Below are 16,193 nucleotides of genomic sequence, written 5' to 3' on the forward strand. Positions count from 1 at the left end.
AGTTCGCCGCATGGCATCTGAACAGACTGAAGCCGTCAAACCGGCGACCCTGTCCCCTCAAGAGCGTCGAGCCATACGCATTATTCCCTACATTGTGGGATGTGCATTGTTCATGCAAATGCTGGACTCTACGGTTGTCGCCACTGCCCTGCCCACGATGGCCTTGTCGCTGGATACCAGTGTCATCCGCATGAATACCATCATTACCAGCTACCTGCTGGCCGTGGCTGTATTCGTTCCTATCAGTGGGTGGGCGGCAGACCGCTTTGGTGCACGCAAGGTGTTCCTAGCCGCCATTCTACTCTTTACCGCCAGTTCTGTTGCATGTGCACTGTCCCAGACCCTGTCCCAACTGATTATTTCCCGCGTGATACAAGGCATGGCCGGGGCCATGATGGTGCCGGTAGGACGCATTATCTTACTGCGGCGCGTCCCTAAAGATGAGCTTTTGAGCGCCATGGCGGTGCTGACTTTACCCGCCTTGCTGGGCCCCATCATCGGCCCGCCTGTGGGTGGTTTTTTAGTCACGTATGCCAGCTGGCACTGGATTTTCCTGATCAACATCCCCGTGGGGGTGCTGGGCATTGCCCTGGTACTGCGCTATATCCGCGAGGACTACCCCACCGAGCGCCCACCCCTGGACTGGCTGGGCTTTATCCTGAGCGCCATCTGTCTGGCCACGCTGGTAACCAGTTTCGAGAACGTAGGCCACGGCACCATCAGTTGGGCCACTCTGGGATGGCTGACCCTGGCCGGTCTGGTCGCGGGAGCATGGTACATCTGGCATGCACGGCAAGTAGCCTATCCCATTATTGATTTGTCCTTGCTACGCACCAAGACCTTTGCCATTTCTGTATTGGGCGGCAATCTGTGCCGCTTCTCGCTAGGGGCCTCGCCATTTCTGTTAGCAATCATGCTGCAAACCAACTTTGGCATGAGTGCATTGTCGGCGGGTCTGATCACCTTCACCGGCGCGATTGGCGCTCTGGGCATGAAACTGGTGGCTCCACCCATCATCCGGCGCTACGGTTTTCGCAAAGTCCTGATCGTCAACGCCTGGCTAACAGGCTTGTTCATCGCCCTGTGCGCCATGTTCCAGGCCACCACCCCCATGTGGCTCATGATTGCCGTCCTGACCGCAGGCGGTTTCTTCCGCTCCCTGCAGTTCACCGCAGTCAATACCCTGACCTACGCCGACCTGGAATCCGAAGCCATGAGCCAGGCCAGCAGTTTTGCCGCCATGGCGCAGCAACTGGCCATCAGCCTGGGCGTGGCATGTGCTGCGGTGACGCTCAATGTCAGCATGGCATTGCGCGGGGCCAACAGTGTAGAGACGCAAGATACGATCTGGGCCTTTCTGATTCTGGGCGCGATTACCGCAATCTCCAGCCTGTCTTTTGCCCGGCTGTCAGCCAGTGATGGGGAGTCTTTGCAGAAGAAGTAGGCCCGAACGGTTTTATAGCTCATCAGACATGCTTGCCCCCTCATCAGCCAGCATGTTTACAACGGGCTTTAGTCTAGTAATAAAGCTACGAAACGAACTCAAAACGCCTGTATGACTGACTCAGCATCTCGGCTTTCTGAATAGACACGCCCAGCTCAGCCGCACGTATCGTGATGCGTTCGTGCAAGGCCTCTAGATCCTCATGGGCCCGCTCATGTAATGCCTCCGCGACGACCAGCACCGTATCTGACTCTTTGGAGACCACGGACTGAGCCCCCTGCCGGAAAACCCAGCAACGTGAGTGCGCATGGTTGGCCTCATCGGCAAACACAATCTCGTCTTCTGTTGGATGTTCGACCTCACCCTGAAAGGTTCGGTAAATCTCCGTGCCATAGGCAGGCCGAACTGTGATGCCTCCAGAAATATGGGCGCAGTCAAATGCCGCAATCGGAATGGCTGCCTGCATAGACTCTGCGTTCAAGGTATCGATCAAAGGATGAAAGCCAGGCAGGTGTCCGTCTTTACGAAAGCGACGCAGCAATGCTTCAACTGCACAGCGGTATTGGGTCGGCTTCATGCCCATCTGGGAGTAAGCCTGACGCCAGGCCTGAATAGACGGGAGCTCGCTCTCCGGCCCCTGCTCCAGTAACTGGCTGACCCTCGTGAATGTACTGTTCAGGGCATCGTTTTGTAGCTCGGCTGCCTTCACCCCTTGTAAAACCAGGACTAATGCCGTCAGCCCCGGAAAGCGGTTCCACACAGTGTCAGAATGATTGAAGTACATGGTATGCAAGGCACCTTTCCTCGATTGAAAATGTGAAATACAGGCAAGCACACTGCCTATTGCGTCAGTGCGGTTCGGGCTCGGGCTCGCACCGGGAAGGTCAACACAAAAATGGCAAGAATGACCGTGGCGACACCCACAATCTGTACCCACCCAATCTGCTCCCCTAAAACCAGCGCTGCCAGGGTGACGGCTGTCAAAGGAGCAACCGCCGTAAACACAGACGCTTCGCTGCCACTGACTCGCGCCGCCCCGCCATACCACAGCAAAAACCCTGCAACAGTAGGGACAAGCGCATACCAAACCACTGCGCCTATCGCTGCGGCATCTGGCATGGAAGGCGGTAATTCATGAAAAGCAAAGGGCAAGGACACCAGCAGGCCCAGACCTGTCATCGTGGTGGCCTGCAATAAAGGCCGCAGCGGCACAGGGATGCGTTTGTTCAGCAAAATGAATGCGCTCTCGCAAACCACTGCCCCCAGGATGTACAACATGCCAATCGACGAACTCGGGCCGGTTCCTTTCCAGGCCACTGCCATGACGCCCAAGGTCGCCAGCACGACGCTGATCAGGAGCCTTAGCCCTGGCCGTTCACCCAGAACGATCACGGAGAAAAGCGCAGATACGGCGGGCAATGTGCCTATGATTACACCCGCATCAGCCGCTGACAGATGGGACAAACCGGCTATCAGCAAAGTCGTATAGCCAACACTGCCCGCCCCGGCCTGGAGCAGTAACAGCACCCAGTCCCGAAACATCAACTTGGGCCACCGCTCTCGCTGCCAGAACACCAGGGCGAGCAAAACCGGCAAGGCAAGCGCAAAACGAAGCGCTGTTGCCAAAAACGCAGGCATGCTGCCAGCGATCAGTTTGGACGCAATGACAGTCGACCCAACCGTCATCATGGCCAAGGACAACAATACATAGCCAAGCGTGCGACTTGACATCTTTTCCCCTTGGACGCAAATCAATTCAGGTAATAACCTTGGCATTTAATAGCATTGATAAAGAAAAATCTTGAACGATATTGCAAGGACATAAAAAAGCCGCAGCCTTCAAGACGAAGCACTATATTTTTGATAAAAACAAAAATAGAAAGCGACTAGAATAATAATTTCCCTATTCATCCAGGAACACGAAGTGTGTTCTTAGACAAGGAAAGGAAATGTCCCAGATGAAGGTCAATAAGCAATTTGAAGCAAGGGTATGCGGGCAGACAGATATCGTCGCCGTTGAGGCGATGTCCAGCCAATCGTTTGGTCGACATACTCACGATCAGTTTGGGATAGGGGTAGTAGTCAGCGGGGCCCAAGACTCAGCCAGTGGCCGCGGACAGGTACGGGCAACCAACGGCAATATGATTACCGTCAACCCCAATGAAGTTCATGATGGAAGACCCGTCGCAGGCAAGGCAAGAACCTGGCGCATGCTGTATCTGGACCCAGAGCTGATCGCTCAATTTGCACAGTCCATGGGGCATAGCGCCGGGGTGGAATTCATCCATCCTGTTCTGAGCGACACCTCCGCAGTTATGGCATTCCAGCGCCTGTACGCGACATTAACCGATCCAAAGCGCGAACCAAAGCCAGGGCTGATCGATGAAATTACGGAGCAGGAGCTTTTTCAAATTCTGGTGCCACTGCTTGGAAATACTCAGCCCACGGAAGCCGAGATTCTGTCTGCCGAATTGGCCAGAGCGAAGGCTCGTCTTGATGCCCACCCAGAAATCCCGGTCTCGCTCAATGAGCTGGCAACGGAAGCCGGTTTAAGCCGATTCCAATTTCTAAGAGCGTTCAAGGCTGTCACGCAATTGCCACCTCATGCGTATCGGCTACAGCGTCAGCTGCAAATGGCACGCCGCCTGATCATGCAAGGACACACCTTGCTTCAAGCGTCTCTTTTATCGGGTTTTGCAGATCAAAGCCACTTAACACGCCATTTCGTCTCAAGTTATGGCCTGACGCCCGGCACCCTTTCTCAATCTCGGAAAATGCAGCATTTTCCGGTGCTCAAGTAATTGAAGAGAATCCTAGAATTAATTCAAATCGATAGATAAGCAATCAATAATTTTTATAATTTATTTTATTGAAAAAACCTGATTAGCAGAAAAACCAATCTTGAAAAATAAATAATAAGGACGCCAATTTAAACCGGCTTATCCTCATCCTCCAGCAACATCACCAGCTTGCAGTCCGGGCGTATTGCCAGGCGAAAGGTAAATTGCTGAAAGCGGCGCACGCCTTGGCTGGGGTGTCGAAAATCCCGTAAGCCCCCTTCTCGCTCCACGACGGTCTGACGTCCCCACCAGAAAGCGAATACCTGGCTTTGATGCGCCAGTTCCTGGATCAGGGCCTGTACATCGGCTTCATCGGCATGGGCACCTACGTCGGCGCGGAATTCGGCCACGACGCGGCTGGCACGCTGTTCCCAGTCCACCACCAGCTCACGCGCGGCGGGGTCCAGGAAGATATAGCGTAATAAATTGGGCTGCTCACTGCGGTCCGGCCAACCATCGAACAGGCTGAGCAAAGCCTCGTTGCGGGCCAAGACGTTCCAACTGCGATCCAGAATGTAGGCCGGGGCGGAGATGCTATCGACGCATGCGCTCAGGCCTTGCGGCAAGGGTTGAATATCACCTTGCCAATGCTCGGGGTCGGCGCAGTCGGCCAGTTCAAACAGGTAGTGGCGCTCGGCCCGGGCCAGTTTCAGGACCGTTGCCAAGCGGGCGCAGACGGTGGGAGACACGGTAACGTCGCGGCCCTGCTCGATCCAGGTGTACCAGGTGGTGCTGATATCGCACAGCTGCGCCACTTCTTCACGACGCAAACCAGGAGTGCGACGGCGCACGCCGGGGGCCAGGCCCAGGTCGACAGGCCGGATGCGTTCCCGCGCATGACGCAAGAAACGTCCCAAAGCCTGACGCCGGGTTTGGGACGCGCTCTCGGCACCGCCCGGATTAGGCCCCGTCGTTCCCATATCAGCCTAGAACGCCCGACAAGGTACGGCGTACGTCTTCTTCTGTACGGCCACTACGCTGGATGTAGTCTTGCAATTGATCCTCGCCGATATTGCCCACGTTGAAGTACTTGGACTGCGGGTGGCTGAAGTAGAAACCCGACACGCTGGAAGCAGGAATCATGGCGTAGCTGTCGGTGATGAACATATCAATGTCTTCACACTGCAGGACACGGAACATTTCGTGTTTGACTACGTGCTCCGGGCAGGCTGGGTAGCCGGGTGCGGGGCGAATGCCCTGGTATTTCTCGTCAATCAGCTCTTCGTTGGACAGACGTTCGTCCGTCACATAGCCCCACAAGTCCGTGCGCACGCGAGCATGCAGACATTCTGCAAAGCCTTCTGCAAAACGGTCGCCCAGTGCTTTGATCATCAGGTCGGAGTAATCGTCACCAGCGGCCTGGAAACGCTCGGACAGTTTGTCTACGCCGATCCCACCGGTGACGGCAAACATACCGATGTAATCCGCCACGCCGCTTTCTTTAGGGGCGATGTAGTCGGCCAGACACTTGCTGTCCACACCTTCACGCTTGACGCCTTGCTGGCGCAGGTTGCGCCAGGTGAACAGAACTTCGCTGCGCGATTCGTCCGAATAGACCTCGATATCTTCACCATTGACGGTATTGGCGGGGTAGAACGCAATCACACCGTTTGCCGTCAACCAGCGACCTTCAATGACTTTCTTCAACATAGCCTGCCCTTCGGCAAACAAGGTCTTGGCCTGCTCGCCCACCACCTTGTCTTCCAGAATGGCCGGGTACTTGCCGAATAGGCTCCAGGTCTGGAAGAACGGTGTCCAGTCGATGAACTGGGCAATATCGGCCAGGTCGTAATTTTTGAAGGTACGGCGACCAATGAATTTAGGGCGTGGCGGCACGTAGGTGGTCCAGTCAATGGCAGGCTTGTCTTGGCGCGCTTTTTCCAGCGAGATCAACGGTGTGGCTTTACGATTGGCATGACGCTGGCGCACTTGTTCGTACTCCTGGCGCACTTCGGCCAAAAACTCGTCCACGTTATCTGACACCAACTGAGTAGCCACACCCACGCAGCGGCTGGCATCCGGCGTGTAGATAACCGGGCCGTCGTAATGCGGTGCGATTTTTACGGCTGTGTGCACACGACTGGTGGTCGCGCCGCCAATCATCAAGGGAATATTGCGCTCTCGGAAGTAGGGGTCGCGCTGCATCTCGGACGCAACGTAGGCCATTTCTTCCAGGCTAGGCGTGATCAGGCCGGACAAGCCCACAATATCGGCATCCACTTCTTTGGCCTTGGCGAGGATCTCGGCACACGGCACCATCACGCCCATATTCACCACTTCAAAGTTATTGCACTGCATCACCACGGACACAATGTTCTTGCCAATGTCGTGTACATCGCCCTTCACCGTGGCAATCACCATGCGGCCTTTGGAGCGCACGTCCCCACCTGCAGCCTCAATCTGGCGTTTTTCTTCTTCGATAAAAGGAATCAGGTGGGCCACGGCCTGTTTCATCACACGCGCGGATTTCACCACCTGCGGCAGGAACATCTTGCCCTGACCGAACAAGTCACCCACCACGTTCATGCCGTCCATCAAGGGGCCTTCAATGACACTGATGGGGCGACCGCCCTGGGCGTCAATTTTCTGCCGGACTTCTTCGGTGTCTTCCACGATGAAGCTGGTGATGCCATGCACCAAAGAGTGGATCAGACGCTGCTCAACCGTGGTTTCGCGCCAGCTCAGGTCTTCCTCTTTCTTGGCGCCCGAGCCTTTGACGCTCTCGGCCATTTCTACCAGGCGCTCGGTAGGGGTGCGTTCGTCCGCCGGATCAGTTTTGCCTTTAGGCTCGGCCCTGTTCAGAACCACGTCTTCGATCAGATCACGCAGATGCGGTTCGATATTGGCGTACACGCCCAACTGACCGGCATTCACAATACCCATGGTCAGTCCTTCCTGAATGGCGTAGTACAGGAAAACCGTGTGAATCGCCTCGCGCATGGCTTCATTGCCACGGAAGGAGAAGCTGACGTTGGAAATACCGCCGGACAAGCGCGCGTGCGGCAGATTCTTGTGAATCCAGCTAACGCCGCGAATGAAGTCCAGGCCGTAGTTGGCGTGCTCGTCCATGCCGGTTGCCACGGCAAAGACGTTGGGGTCAAAAATAATGTCTTCTGGCGGGAAACCAACTTCATCTACCAGCAGGCGGTAAGCGCGTTCGCAAATTTCTACCCGACGCTCGTAGTTGTCAGCCTGACCCTGCTCATCAAAGGCCATCACAACAATAGCGGCACCGTATTTGCGGCACAAACGGGCATGTTCCAGGAAAGGCTCAATACCTTCCTTCATGGAAATCGAGTTCACGATGGCCTTGCCTTGCACACAGCGCAAACCCGTTTCGATCACGTCCCATTTGGAACTGTCGATCATGATGGGCACGCGGGCAATATCCGGCTCGGAGGCAATCAGGTTCAGGAAGCGGTGCATACAGGCTGCTGAGTCCAGCATGCCTTCGTCCATATTGATGTCGATAATCTGGGCGCCGTTTTCCACCTGCTGACGCGCCACCGACAAAGCTTCTTCATAATTTTCTTGCTGAATCAGGCGCAAGAACGCTTTACTGCCCGTGACGTTGGTCCGTTCGCCCACGTTCACAAACAAGGTATCTTCGTCAATATTCAGTGGCTCCAGACCCGACAAACGGGTTTTGACAGGAACCTCGGGAACAGCGCGTGGAGGCAGCTTACGGCACAGCTCGGCAATGGCGGCGATGTGCTCCGGCGTCGTACCACAGCAGCCACCCACCATATTCACCAAGCCAGCTTGCGTGAACTCTTGCAGCAAGCTGGACGTATCAGCAGGCGTTTCGTCAAAGCCGGTTTCTGCCATGGGGTTAGGCAAACCAGCGTTGGGGTAGACACACACATAGGTGTCACAAATTTTGGACAGCTCGGCCACGTATGGGCGCATCAAGGCGGCGCCCAAGGCACAGTTCAGGCCAATCGTAATCGGACGGGCATGACGCATGGAGTTCCAGAAGGCCTCCACAGTCTGGCCAGACAAGATGCGGCCAGAGGCGTCCGTGACCGTGCCCGATACCATCACTGGAACACGTTCACCGCGCTCATCAAAGACCGTTTCCAGCGCAAAAACAGCCGCCTTGGCGTTCAGCGTGTCAAAAACGGTTTCGATCAACAGAATATCGACGCCACCATCGAGCAAGGCACGAACCTGCTCCGTATAGGCCACGCGCAACTGCTCAAAGGTGACGTTACGAGCAGCCGGGTCATTCACATCCGGGGAAATAGAAGCCGTCTTGGGCTGCGGGCCCAAGGCACCAGCCACAAAGCGCGGCCAGTCAGGTGTGCTGAAGGCATCACGTGCCTGACAGGCCAGTTGAGCCGAAGCCAGGTTCAGGTCATAGCTGATGCCCTGCAAATCGTAGTCACCCTGGGCCACATCGGTTGCACCAAAGGTATTGGTCGTAATTACATCGGCTCCGGCCGCCAGGTACTTCTCGTGAATTTCACGAATAATGTCGGGTCGCACCAGCGACAGCAATTCGTTATTGCCCTTTACATCCTTGTGATGATCCGCAAAACGATCGCCCCGAAAATCAGCCTCGCCCAATTTGTAACGCTGAATCATGGTGCCCATCGCACCGTCCAGAATCAGAATTTGCTGCCCCAAACGGTGCGCAAACTCAGCACCACGCGTATAGGCAGAGATCGGATAAGGCAAAGCAGGATAGGACACTAAAAAGCTCCGTAGCACGAAACGGGACGTTGACGGCATCTGACAGCAAGAGCCGCGAGAATGGTGGATTGGCGCCACAATTGTAGCGCCTTGTACGGCAAATCCGCCCCAAACACTTAACCTTTGCGCCAGCGGCATGTAACATTTTCCGCTCGGAAAGAGGTGCTTTCCGGCCCATGTAGTCTTGGGCCTGGGAAAGTCAAATGGGAAACGTAAGCGGTTCCACCCTGGAACTGCCAGACGTGCTGCCCCCGCAACGGTACCTGCTACGCGCAAAGCCCGACACCAGCCTGCTTCTGGACCCTGAATTCATGGCCATCCCACGGTGGGTGGCTTCGCTTATTGATGTGCGGGGACGCACATCTCACAGGAATCTCCATGACACAACTGTCCATCAGACCTTTGATGGTCGCCCTGGCGGGCGCCCTGCCTTTCATCGCCACGGCCCAAACTGCCCCTGTCACCAAGCTGGAGCAAATTGTTGTTACCCCCAGCCGTCTGGCACAGTCACTGAAAAGCGTGGTGGGTGACGTTACAGTGATTGATCAGGAAACTCTGCAAAAAGCGGGTCAAAGCAGCGTGGCCGAGATTTTGCAGCGTCAGCCTGGGGTGGAGATTTACAGCAGCGGGGGTCCGCAAACCACGACCGGCATTTACCTGCGCGGCACCAATCCACAACATACCCGCGTCATGATCAACGGGATGCGCATCAACAGTTCCACCAGTGGTTCGGTGAACTGGCAAGCCATTGACCCTGCCCTGATCGAGCGCATTGAAATTGTGCGTGGCGCGGGCAGCAGCCTGTATGGCTCGGATGCGATTGGTGGTGTGGTGAACATCATCACCAAAAAAGGCGGCGGCGACCGTGCCTTGAGCGCCTGGGGGAATGTGGGCATAGGCTCCCAAGACACCTTCAAAGCCAGCGCCGGTTTTTCAGGTGCGGCCCAAGGTTGGGACTACAGCCTGGCCTCCAGCTACGGTACCAGCGATGGCTTCAACGCCACCAACCCACTGTCTTTCAGCTACAACCCGGACAAGAACGGCTACACCCAGCACGGACTGAACGGCTCCTTGGGCTACGAATGGGCTCAAGGCCAACACCTCGGTCTGACGGCCATCAACAGCTTTATGGATGGTCAATTCGACAACGGCCTGTTCGAGCGCCGCACCCCTAGCACACAAACACGTCAGCAAGCCTACGGTCTGACCAGCACCAACAAGCTATCTGAATTGTGGACTAGCCGTCTGAGCGCCTCGCTAAGCAAAGAAACAGTCGAAAACCGCGCTTTTGCCTCTCGCTATTCCACCCTGCAACGTCAATACAGTTGGCAAAACGACCTGACATTTGCCCAAGGCCATACGGTGTCCTTGCTGGCCGAGCGTCTGGAAGAGCGCATGACACACACGACCGTACACAAGGATGACAAGCGCAACACCAATGCCTTTGCCCTGATTTACCGTGGCGACATCAATCAACACCACCTGCAAGCCAGCCTGCGTAATGACAACATCAGCGGCTATGGCAACAAAGTAACGGGTGGCCTGGGCTATGACCTGGACATCACCCGCAACTGGACCGTGGGTGTGGCCGCCAACACGGGCTTTCGTGCACCTACATTCGCCGACTTGTACTCACCATATAGCTGGGGTTTTCAGGGCAACCCTGATCTGAAACCGGAAAAGTCTCGCAACGTGGAAGCCCATATCCGCTATACGGACGACACGACCGAACTGGGCCTGGTGGTCTACCAGAACCGCATCCGCGACATGATCAACCCCTATGTGTGTGACGCCAACTTCGAGTGCACAACCAGCAACACCGAACAAGCACGCATCACGGGCGTGACCTTGACGGCCATGAAGCAACTGGGGGACACCACACTGACCGCCAGTGCCGACTTCACCAACCCCAAGGATAGAAACACCGACAAACAGTTGGTGCGTCGTGCCAAGCAAAACTACAAGGTGGCTGTTGATCACAAGTTTGGTGACCTGAAAGCCGGGGCTGAGTACCTGTTCGCCTCCCATCGCTATGAAGATGCGAAGAACGAACAGCGTCTGGGCAGCTACGGCTTGTTGAACCTGACCGCCAGCTACCCGCTGACCTCCAGCCTGGAAGCCCAACTGCGCTGGAACAATGTGTTCGACAAGGACTACACCTTGGCGCGTGGCTATAACAATGCCGGCTCCAGCGTGTTCCTGAACTTTGCCTGGCGCATGTAAGCAGTAAAATCAGCTTTGCTTGATTCTGGCGCGGCTATTGAGCCGCGCCATTGACTTAAAGGCGCATGATGCCCCCTTTGCCTGCGACTTATCGTCTTCAACACCCGAAGGTCTCTGTCTGGAGCGAATTGGAGCTATGGGGATTGCTTTGCCTGTTCGCCCTGCTGTTGGGATTGCCCATCCTGACGCAAGCGCAGGAACAAGACGCCCCACCCACACCCACTGTCGCTCCAGCCCGCGCGATCAGTCTGGCCCCTCACATCACTGAGATCCTGTTTGCCGCGGGTGCTCAAGACCATTTGATCGCCGTAGACAGTTCCAGTGACTACCCCCCTGCCGCCAAGGATCTGCCCCGCATTGGGGACGCCTTGCGCGTGAACCCCGAACGGCTGCTGGAGCTGAAACCCGATCAAGTCTGGGCCTGGCAAGCCAACCAAATCGGGCCTGAATTACAGCACCAGCTACAGCAGACCCAGATCAGCCTGATCTTTGCCGCCCCTGAGAAACTGGACGATATTTCCGCTTTTATCCGTCTGGCAGGTGACAGCCTGGATACCGCTGATGTCGCTGTTCCAATGGCTGCCCTGTTGGACAATCAGATTGCTGCCCTGCGTCAGAACAGCCTCTTGGGCGAGACTGTCAGCGTGTTTCTGGAAATCGGCTCCGAGCCTTTGTACACCTTGGCACGTGACCCCTTAATGCAAGATGTCCTGACCACCTGCAAGGCGCAAAACATCTATGCTCACCATGCCGCCGTCGCCCCCACCATCAGTCTGGAAGACGTGCTGCACAAGCGCCCGCAAGTGGTCATCATGGCCTACCGTGATCCGGCCCAACTGCGCGCCCGCCATCTGTTCTGGGAAAAGCATCTGGGGCTCAGCCCCCACGCTTTGCTGAACCTGAACCCGGATGCCTTGTACCGCCCCGGCCCCAGGCTGATAGAGGCGACTCGCGAACTATGTGAGCAGTTGGATCGCTATCGCAACCTGACGTTTTAAGCACAGACGATCAAGCCCCTGCGCCGATCACGAGCAGGGGCTTGAATCACCAACAGAGCCCTTACCTCACAAAGGAGGGCAAGGTCAGCACGGCATGATTGGGTTGACAGCGCAAGCCTTCTACATCGTTCAGACGGGCTTTGGCATGACGGGACAGATGCTTGAGGACTTGGCTGCGTTGCACTGCCGGCAGTGTGGACAGTGCGTTTTCAATAGTGCGACCAGACAGGTCGTTGAGTGCGTAAGCAAACTGACGCGCACCGTGTGTATGCAGCAGCTCCAGCAGGTAGCCTTGACGCTGGCGGGATGCGGCCAGACGCAGAGCATCTTGCAAAGCGTGGTTGTGTGGGGCGGAACGGAACAGGTTGAGGCGGAACATAGCATTCTCCTTCGGACACGAGGGCCCAGAAAGAGTGCTCACCTCATCAGAGGGGCCCGCTTTGTGGTCCAGCGTCCAATTGACTGGTCATTAAGAAGGTTTGCCCTTTACAGGAACAAAGCCATAAAAAAGGATCAGGGTCCATTTACTTTTAAACGTGAGTAGTTAAAAAAAGGGGCAAGGTTTTTTGCACCAACGATATTTTCGCATCTGGCCCAAGGCTTGTCTGTCAGGTATTGGCACACTTTCCATCACCTTGTGGACATCAAATTTATACTTAGGGATATGTGATTTTGCAGGGTACCCACAAGCCCCCGAATGAAGAGGCTTTCCAGCCTGCTGCTCACGCGCCCTTCACCCCGAACACCAGCAAGCCTGTATACGGGTTTTCCTGCGAGCACTGGCCAAATGGATTATTCTTGCAGTGTTTGCCCAGCAAAAACCACTTATCTATCCGTCGCCAAAGACGGACAAGCAACAAAGCACCACCATGACCCAAACAGTGAACAACGACCCCTTTATCCTGGCCGGAACCAGCTACCAATCCCGGCTGCTGGTAGGCACCGGTAAATACAAAGATTTTGATGAAACTCGTCTGGCTATTGAAGCTAGCGGCGCTGAAATTGTGACCGTGGCCATTCGCCGCACCAATATCGGCCAGAACGCCAACGAGCCCAATCTGCTCGATTACCTGCCCCCTTCCAAATACACCCTGCTGCCCAACACCGCGGGTTGCTACACCGCCGATGACGCCGTACGTACCTTGCGTCTGGCTCGCGAGCTGCTGGACGGTCACAAGCTGGTCAAACTGGAAGTGCTGGGCGACTCCGGCAATCTGTTCCCCAATATGCCCGAAACCCTGAAAGCCGCCAAAACCCTGGTGGATGAAGGCTTTGATGTGATGGTGTATTGTGCCGACGACCCTATCCAGGCCCGCATGCTGGAAGACATGGGCTGTGTGGCCATCATGCCTTTGGCCTCGCTGATTGGCTCGGGCATGGGCATCATCAACCCCTGGAACCTGCGCCTGATTATTGATCAGAGCAAGGTGCCGGTGCTGGTGGATGCCGGTGTGGGTACCGCCTCGGATGCGGCCATTGCCATGGAACTGGGTTGCGATGGCGTCCTGATGAACACCGCCATTGCCGGTGCCCGTCAGCCTGTGATGATGGCCAGCGCCATGAATCTGGCGGTACAAGCCGGTCGCCAGGCATATCTGGCAGGCCGCGTGCCCCGCAAATACTACGATGCCGACCCCAGCTCCCCCACCGAAGGGCTGATTCACTCCCGTACCTGATCGAGACATGATTCCCAATACGCTGACCATTGCCGGAGTTGACCCCTCCGGCGGCGCCGGTATTCTGGCTGATGTCAAAGCCATGAGCGCCCTGGGTGCTTATGCCACCGCTGTGATTGCCGCGTTGACGGCACAAAATACCCAAGGGGTCACCGGGATCAGCCCCGTTCCTGCCGACTTTGTGCGCCAGCAAATTGACACGCTGTTTGCCGATGTGCGCATTGATGGCGTCAAGATCGGCATGTTGGGCCAGGAGGCCGTCACCACCGTGGTGGCCGAACGCATGGCCCACTTCAAGCCCACGCACCTGGTGCTGGACCCGGTAATGATCGCCAAAAGCGGCGATCACCTGCTGGAAAAGTCGGCTGTCCATGCCTTGCGCGAGCAACTGGTGCCCCAGTGCACCATGATCACGCCCAATCTACCCGAAGCTGGTGTCCTGCTGGACGCCCGCCCGGTAGAAACCGTCAAGGAAATGCGTCAGGCTGCCGAGCGCCTGCGTCGCCTGATGAATCACAGCGATCAGCGTTGGGTGTTTCTGAAAGGTGGCCACCTACCCGGCTCGGACTGCATAGACCTGTTGCACGATGGTGACAAGATGATCGAAATGCCCGCCAAACGTATTGATACGGCCAATACGCACGGCACCGGCTGCACCTTGTCGGCTGCGCTGGCCGCCCTGCTGCCCCAATACAGCAATGTGCCTGATGCTGCCCTGGCTGCCAAAAAGTACCTGTACGAAGCCATTGCCCGTTCGGGTGAACTGACAGTGGGCAGCGGACACGGTCCAGTGCATCACTTCCATAAACTGTGGCCATCGTCCTGATACGTGCCCTTTGATCGGGCCGCTTGAAGGCCCCTGTCTTATGCCTACACTTGGAATTATTGTCGCCATGCGCGAGGAGCTGGAGATTGTGCTGGAACGCTTGCAAGAGCCCCAGACCATCCAGCGCGCCGGCATGGACTTTCATCGCGGCAGCTATCTGGGCAAGCCCGTTGTGGCCGTGGTCTGTGGCGTAGGCAAGGTCAATGCCGCAGCTTGCACCCAGATGCTGATCTCGGAATTTGCCGTGGGCAGCATCATCAATATCGGCATTGCCGGTGCAGTTGAGCCCAGCATCCGGCCAGGCGATATCGTCATTGCCGATACCCTGGTCCAGCACGATGTAGAGCTCAAAGCCCTGGGCCTGACGCCGGGACAGGTTTTCCGCCTGGACACTTTTGATTTTCCGACTGACCCCACTTTGCTGGCGATCGCTCAAACTGCCGCCCAACAGATTGAAGGGCATCAGGTCCATACGGGCCGCATTGTTACCGGCGACCAATTTATCGCCTGTAACGATAAAATACAGTGGTTAAGCGCCACCTTTAATGCCTTAGCCTGCGAAATGGAAAGTGGCGCCATTGCCCAGGTGTGCTATCTGAATACTGTACCTTTTGTCTGTATACGCAGCATTTCAGACAATGCCAACAACGAAGCACACATGGACTTTGACACCTTTTTGCCCATCGCTGTCAATAACGCCAGCACCTTGCTCCATGCAATGGTGCCGTCTTGCTAAGCCCAACTGCGCCTCTTTATCGATGCGCTGGCTTATAATCGGCTCTTTCCCAAGCCTTTAGTTTTCTGGAAGCTATGAACCATATTGCGCTGTCTGAACTCGAACGTGCCCGTTACTACATGGTGGAACAACAGATCCGTCCCTGGAACGTATCCGACGAAAACGTGCTGCAAGCATTGGTCGAGGTCCAGCGCGAACGCTTTGTTCCCTCGTCTTTGCGCTCTTCGGCCTTTTCGGACACCGAGCTGCCACTGATCATCAATGCCGTGGACACGCACGAAACCATGCTTTCGCCCAAAGTGGAAGCTCGACTGGCTCAAGAGCTGCTTTTGCAACCAAGCGACGGTGTGCTGGAAATTGGTACCGGCTCGGGCTATCAGGCCGCTTTGCTGGCGCACCTGGCCCAACAAGTCACCTCCATCGAGATTGACAGCAAACTGGCCGCTTTTGCCCAGGAAAACCTGCAGCGCAACAATGTGCGCAATGTCAAAGTTGAAGTGGGCGATGCGCATGCCGGCTGGGGCACCACCGAGTACGACGCCATTCTGGTCACCGGCTCCGTGCCCACCATTCCTGATGCCTTGAAGTACCAACTCTGTATCGGGGGCCGTCTGGTGGTGGTGGTCGGTCAAAACCCGGTTATGACAGCGGTACGTATCACACGCACCAGCGCGGCCAGCTTCGAGACCACGCCCCTGTTCGACACCTGGATCAAACCTTTGCGCGGCACCGCCGTTTCGCAATTCCGTTTTTAA

13 protein-coding genes and 1 riboswitch are annotated in these 16,193 nt (G+C 56.1%); of the genes, 8 read left to right on the forward strand and 5 right to left on the reverse strand.

Going from position 1 to position 16,193, the window contains the following annotated elements; genetic code table 11:
• The first annotated feature begins 10 nt into the window (after positions 1-10).
• Positions 11-1,444, forward strand: a complete 1,434-nt coding sequence (locus tag ACDI13_RS07850; RefSeq protein ID WP_316989670.1) for a DHA2 family efflux MFS transporter permease subunit — start codon at positions 11-13, stop codon at positions 1,442-1,444.
• 85 nt (positions 1,445-1,529) lie between these two features.
• Here the strand turns inward: ACDI13_RS07850 and ACDI13_RS07855 are convergent, their stop codons facing one another.
• Positions 1,530-2,228: a phenylalanine--tRNA ligase beta subunit-related protein gene (locus ACDI13_RS07855; protein ID WP_316989706.1), complete on the reverse strand. Its 699-nt coding sequence runs from the start codon at positions 2,226-2,228 to the stop codon at positions 1,530-1,532.
• 56 nt (positions 2,229-2,284) lie between these two features.
• Positions 2,285-3,175 carry a DMT family transporter gene (locus ACDI13_RS07860; protein ID WP_316989669.1) on the reverse strand — a complete coding sequence of 297 codons (891 nt, stop codon included), beginning with the start codon at positions 3,173-3,175 and terminating at the stop codon, positions 2,285-2,287.
• Positions 3,176-3,402: 227 nt separating this feature from the next.
• Between ACDI13_RS07860 and ACDI13_RS07865 the strand changes: the two genes are divergently transcribed.
• A complete protein-coding gene (locus ACDI13_RS07865; RefSeq protein ID WP_316989705.1) occupies positions 3,403-4,245 on the forward strand; it encodes an AraC family transcriptional regulator in 843 nt (280 codons plus the stop codon).
• Between the two features lie 128 nt (positions 4,246-4,373).
• Here ACDI13_RS07865 and ACDI13_RS07870 read toward each other — a convergent pair whose 3' ends face one another.
• The gene (locus ACDI13_RS07870; RefSeq protein WP_316989668.1) at positions 4,374-5,204 is read right to left on the reverse strand and encodes a helix-turn-helix transcriptional regulator; all 831 of its coding nucleotides are present in this window, start codon (positions 5,202-5,204) and stop codon (positions 4,374-4,376) included.
• A 1-nt stretch (position 5,205) separates the two neighbouring features.
• Positions 5,206-8,979, reverse strand: coding sequence for a methionine synthase (gene metH, locus ACDI13_RS07875; protein ID WP_316989667.1), 3,774 nt, complete (start codon positions 8,977-8,979; stop codon positions 5,206-5,208).
• A 143-nt stretch (positions 8,980-9,122) separates the two neighbouring features.
• Positions 9,123-9,288, forward strand: a riboswitch (cobalamin riboswitch).
• A gap of 69 nt (positions 9,289-9,357) precedes the next feature.
• Here metH and ACDI13_RS07880 point away from each other — a divergent pair.
• Together ACDI13_RS07880 and ACDI13_RS07885 are read left to right on the forward strand one after the other, a co-directional pair.
• Complete coding sequence (locus ACDI13_RS07880; protein ID WP_316989666.1) at positions 9,358-11,202, forward strand: TonB-dependent receptor domain-containing protein; 1,845 nt, start codon at positions 9,358-9,360, stop codon at positions 11,200-11,202.
• Between the two features lie 65 nt (positions 11,203-11,267).
• Positions 11,268-12,200 (forward strand): ABC transporter substrate-binding protein, encoded by a 933-nt coding sequence (locus tag ACDI13_RS07885; protein ID WP_316989665.1) that lies wholly within the window; start codon positions 11,268-11,270, stop codon positions 12,198-12,200.
• A 61-nt stretch (positions 12,201-12,261) separates the two neighbouring features.
• On the opposite strand, the gene ACDI13_RS07890 is transcribed toward ACDI13_RS07885, so the two are convergent.
• Complete coding sequence (locus ACDI13_RS07890; protein ID WP_316989664.1) at positions 12,262-12,579, reverse strand: hypothetical protein; 318 nt, start codon at positions 12,577-12,579, stop codon at positions 12,262-12,264.
• A gap of 490 nt (positions 12,580-13,069) precedes the next feature.
• Here ACDI13_RS07890 and ACDI13_RS07895 point away from each other — a divergent pair, with 490 nt between their 5' ends.
• The 4 genes from ACDI13_RS07895 to ACDI13_RS07910 all read left to right on the forward strand — a co-directional run bounded on the left by ACDI13_RS07895 (position 13,070) and on the right by ACDI13_RS07910 (position 16,193).
• The gene (locus ACDI13_RS07895; RefSeq protein ID WP_109089154.1) at positions 13,070-13,876 is read left to right on the forward strand and encodes a thiazole synthase; all 807 of its coding nucleotides are present in this window, start codon (positions 13,070-13,072) and stop codon (positions 13,874-13,876) included.
• A gap of 7 nt (positions 13,877-13,883) precedes the next feature.
• Entirely contained in the window at positions 13,884-14,702 is an 819-nt protein-coding gene (thiD, locus tag ACDI13_RS07900) for a bifunctional hydroxymethylpyrimidine kinase/phosphomethylpyrimidine kinase (RefSeq protein WP_316989663.1), read from the forward strand.
• A gap of 40 nt (positions 14,703-14,742) precedes the next feature.
• Entirely contained in the window at positions 14,743-15,438 is a 696-nt protein-coding gene (locus tag ACDI13_RS07905) for a 5'-methylthioadenosine/adenosylhomocysteine nucleosidase (RefSeq protein ID WP_316989662.1), read from the forward strand.
• Between the two features lie 74 nt (positions 15,439-15,512).
• Positions 15,513-16,193 (forward strand): protein-L-isoaspartate O-methyltransferase, encoded by a 681-nt coding sequence (locus tag ACDI13_RS07910; protein WP_316989661.1) that lies wholly within the window; start codon positions 15,513-15,515, stop codon positions 16,191-16,193.

It is taken from the genome of Alcaligenes faecalis, from assembly GCF_041521385.1.
Lineage (GTDB): Bacteria > Pseudomonadota > Gammaproteobacteria > Burkholderiales > Burkholderiaceae_B > Alcaligenes > Alcaligenes faecalis_E.